Origin of the sequence: Allobosea sp. CER48, from assembly GCF_044752385.1 — a bacterium.
GTDB lineage: Bacteria > Pseudomonadota > Alphaproteobacteria > Rhizobiales > Beijerinckiaceae > Allobosea.
In genome coordinates this window covers 1-2756 of sequence record NZ_JBIWYK010000410.1, presented here as the reverse complement: position 1 = coordinate 2756, position 2756 = coordinate 1, and the positions used below count along the sequence as shown (strand labels likewise).

Below are 2756 nucleotides of genomic sequence, written 5' to 3'. Positions count from 1 at the left end.
GCGGTGGCGGCTCGTCTCCTCTCTTCTCGCCGGCGCCTGAGCGATCGCCTTGACATGCATGTGCCGAGAATGGAATGTTTATTCCATTGAGCGGGAGACCTAAAAAATTCCTGCCGTTTCCGGGAGGCGGGATTCGTGCCGCAGATCAGCTCTTTCAGCCGCGACCTGCGCGGCAAGGCGGCAGTCGTCACGGGGGGCAGCCAGGGGCTCGGCGAGGCGATCGCCCGGGAGTTCGTGGCCCGCGGAGTCGCCTCGCTGCTGCTGACCGGGCGCAACCTCGCCCGCGGCGAGGCCGTCGCAGCGAGCCTGCGTTCGGAAGGTTGCGACGCCCAATTCCACCAGGTCGATCTCGCCGATCTGGATGCGGTGCGGCAGATCGTCCCGGCTGCGGAGCGGGCCTTCGGCCGGCTCGACATGCTCGTTAATGCCGCCGGCGACACCGACCGCGGCACGATCTTCGACACCTCGCCCGCGCTCTACGAGCGCATCATGGCGGTCAATCTGCGCGCGCCCTTCTTCCTGATCCAGGATGCGGCCGAGCTGATGCGCCGGCAGGGCATCGAGGGCGCCGTCGTCAACATCCAGTCGATGTCGGCCCATGGCGGCCAGCCCTTCCTCTCCGCCTACAGCGTTTCGAAGGGGGCGCTCGCGGTACTGACGAAAAATGCGGCATATGCCCTGATCAAGCACCGCATCCGCGTCAACGGCCTCAATATCGGCTGGATGGCGACGCCGGGCGAGGATGCGATCATGAAGCTGCGCCACGACGCCAGGGACGGCTGGCTCGAGGAGGCGGCTGCCGGCCAGCCCTTCGGCCGGCTGATCGACCCCCGGGAGGTTGCCAAGGCGGTGGCCTATCTCGCCTCGGCCGAGTCGGGGTTGATGACCGGCGCCAATATCGACTTCGACCAGACCATTCTCGGCGCGCACGACTAGCGCGCCGCCCTCAATCGCGGCAGGACGGCCGCCGGACCAGACCACGGGACTGAAGACGACCATGAAGATCGGATTGCTGGGCGCCGGCCGCATCGGGCGCATCCACGGACTGAATGTCGCCGCGCGCGGCGACGCGGAGCTGGTCGCCGTCACCGACGCCATGCCGGAGGCCGCGGCCTCGCTTGCCGCCGCAACGGGCGCGAAGGCGACGACCACCGAGTCGATCCTTGCCGACAAGGCGATCGACGCCGTGCTGGTCTGCACGCCGACCGACACCCATGCCGATCTGATCGAGCAGGCCGTCACCGCGGGCAAGGCCGTGTTCTGCGAGAAGCCGGTCGATCTCGACGCCGCCCGCATCCGCCGCTGCCTCGCCGTCGTCGAGACGTCCGGCAAGCCCCTGATGATCGGCTTCAACCGGCGCTTCGACCCGAACTTCGCCGCGCTGGAGAAGCGGCTGCGCGCAGGCGAGGCCGGCGCGATCGAGATCGTCACCGTGATCTCGCGCGATCCCTCGCCCCCGCCGGTCGAGTATGTGAAGCGCTCGGGCGGGTTGTTCCGCGACATGATGATCCATGACTTCGACATGGCGCGCTTCCTCCTGGCCGAGGAGCCGGTCGAGGTCTTCGCGCTGGGCTCTGCGCTCGTCGACAAGGCGATCGGCGAGGCCGGCGACGTCGACACCGCCGCGGTGATCATGAAGACGGCCTCGGGCAGGATCGCCCAGATCTCGAACTCCCGCCGTGCGACCTATGGCTACGACCAGCGCATCGAGGTCCATGGCTCGCAGGGCATGCTGCGCGCGGGCAACATCCACGAGACCACGGTCGAGATCGCCACCGGGCAGGGCTTCCGCGCCGACCCCGTGCAGAACTTCTTCCTGGAGCGCTATGCCGCGGCCTATCGTGCCGAGCTCGACGCCTTCATCGCCGCCTGCCACGGCAAGGCGGCGGCCTCGCCGACCGGCCTCGACGGCCTGAAGGCGCAGATTCTCGCCGACGCCGCGACGGAATCCGCGCAGACCGGCAAGCCGGTCCGCGTCGATCTGGAGGCCCGGTGATGGGGAGCCCGATGACGCCGGCGGAACGCGACCTGCGCTATTACGCGGCGCTCGGCCTCGCCGCCGAGGCGAGCCATCTGGCACTGGGCTATTTCAACAGGCGCGAGTCGCTCGGCGTGACCATGAAGGGCGCGCAGGACTGGCTGACCGTCGCCGATGGCAAGGTCGAGGATTTCCTGCGCCAGCGCCTGTCGCAGCTTTTCCCGAGCGACTCCGTCATCGGCGAGGAGGGCGGCGGCCAGGCCTCCGATGCGCTCTGGATCCTCGATCCGATCGACGGCACCGCCAATTTCGCCCATGGCGACCGCAACTGGTGCATCTCGATCGGCTTCCTGGCGAACCGCCAGCCCGAAATCGGCGTCGTGGCGGCGCCGGCTCTGGGTGAGGTCTATGCCGCCCGGCGCGGTGCCGGTGCGACCCTGAACGGCGATCCGATCACGGTCTCGGGCGCCACCGACATCGCCCGGGCTTCGGTAGAGCTGGGCTGGTCGACCCGCATGCCGGCAGCCAGCTATCTCAAGGTCATCGAGCGCGGCTATGCCGCGGGCGCCGCGATGAAGCGCGGCGGATCGGGCACGCTCGGGCTGTGCCATGTCGCCGACGGCAGCAGCGACGCCTATGCCGAGCTGCACATCAACGCCTGGGACGTCGCCGCCGGCATCGTCATCGCCGGCGAGGCCGGCGCCTCGATCAATGATTTCTTCGCCGGCGAAGGGATCGCCAGGGGTAATCCGATCCTCTGCACCACGCCGGAACTGGC

At 68.8% G+C, this 2756-nt stretch carries 3 protein-coding genes; all 3 read left to right on the top strand.

Going from position 1 to position 2756, the window contains the following annotated elements:
- Positions 1-144: 144 nt before the first annotated feature.
- Complete coding sequence (locus tag ACIPIA_RS13645) at positions 145-936, top strand: SDR family oxidoreductase (RefSeq protein ID WP_400510327.1); 792 nt, start codon at positions 145-147, stop codon at positions 934-936.
- A gap of 61 nt (positions 937-997) precedes the next feature.
- Positions 998-1996, top strand: coding sequence for an inositol 2-dehydrogenase (gene iolG, locus ACIPIA_RS13640; protein ID WP_400510326.1), 999 nt, complete (start codon positions 998-1000; stop codon positions 1994-1996).
- The coding region (locus ACIPIA_RS13635) for an inositol monophosphatase family protein (RefSeq protein WP_400510325.1) at positions 1996-2756 on the top strand (761 nt) is incomplete at its 3' end. The genes iolG and ACIPIA_RS13635, both read left to right, overlap by 1 nt.